Origin of the sequence: Klebsiella sp. HMSC25G12 (assembly GCF_001807705.1) — a bacterium.
Taxonomy (GTDB): Bacteria; Pseudomonadota; Gammaproteobacteria; order Enterobacterales; family Enterobacteriaceae; genus Klebsiella; species Klebsiella variicola.
This window is the reverse complement of the sequence record NZ_KV789828.1, coordinates 1-1,091: the sequence shown is the minus strand read 5'-3', so window position 1 is coordinate 1,091 and position 1,091 is coordinate 1. Positions and strand designations below refer to the sequence as shown.

Below are 1,091 nucleotides of genomic sequence, written 5' to 3'. Positions count from 1 at the left end.
TAAAACACTATCAATAAGTTGGAGTCATTACCAGGAAACGGGCTGCTGCAAAATGGTGGGCGCCGTCGACATTGTTCCAGTAAAGCCGGCCAGGCATCCAGGTAAACTGGCTGAATACCATCTCTGACAGCCGTAGGCCGTGGTGGCTGAGATTACGGTTTAACCTATCTCTGGTCAGCGGAATTGCCAATTCCTGGCAACACTGCTGTGCAAACGCATCCAGGCTGGAGAGGTCCTGGTCACAATCTCTCGACGCACTCAGTCCCCCAACTGCCGTAATATCACAACAAAAACTTTCTGAGATCTTACTGTTGATCAGACCATCCAGCTGGGGAATATGGCGCTGCAGGTAATCAAAATCACCGTCGTGGCCGAGACGCAGGTAGCGAATACGGTGTTTTTCGTATTCGAGCCAGGTTTGCCAACAAATCACGGAACGCAGCCAGAACGTGTTCCGTAGTTGCGGGTGACTCACTGGCAGGTTCCCGTTGTTTAGGCGACGGCGCAATGTGGCAGGATATCCCAGCGAATTTTGGAAATCATCCTGGATGCCCTCGAGGATTTTACGCCACAGGGGCGGTGAGCTGCTTATTTGATTATCAGTCATATCAATGATGCCAATTCTGTTCAGTTGCAACTGACCAGCAGTTGTTGCTGGCCACCACAACCAGCCTATCGCGAAAATTTTTTGGCCGAAGGGGGTACGGGGCCTAAAAGTTACTTTTAAAGAAATATATTTTTTGGCATTATGATAATTTAGTAAATTGTTGATATTTAACATAAAACGCATTACGCGAACCGCTCATGTCAGCACAAAGCGTTATTGTCGTCTCAGCACAATTCACACGCGTCGTGTACGCTAAGCCTTCATTTTGCTCAGCACAGGACCGCGATCTTATGTTGGTGACTATGACAGACAAAGAACTTTACCGGCTTGGCATCATTCAGCGAGTATTTGAACGGGCTTTGCTTCAGCGCGACGCTGCAGATATTCTTGAACTCAGTGTTCGTCAGGTGCAGCGTCTTGTGCGCCTGTACCGGACAGATGGCGCAACCGCGTTTGCATCTTCCCGCCGTGGACGTCCTGCAAA

2 protein-coding genes are annotated in these 1,091 nt (G+C 49.3%); one reads left to right on the top strand and one right to left on the bottom strand.

Annotated elements, in window-relative coordinates:
• Positions 1–10: 10 nt before the first annotated feature.
• Entirely contained in the window at positions 11–790 is a 780-nt protein-coding gene (locus HMPREF3096_RS05520) for a DUF6685 family protein (RefSeq protein WP_176392677.1), read from the bottom strand.
• Between the two features lie 14 nt (positions 791–804).
• Here HMPREF3096_RS05520 and HMPREF3096_RS28770 point away from each other — a divergent pair.
• Positions 805–1,091: helix-turn-helix domain-containing protein (locus tag HMPREF3096_RS28770; RefSeq protein ID WP_141749323.1), on the top strand; the 287-nt coding region annotated here is incomplete at its 3' end.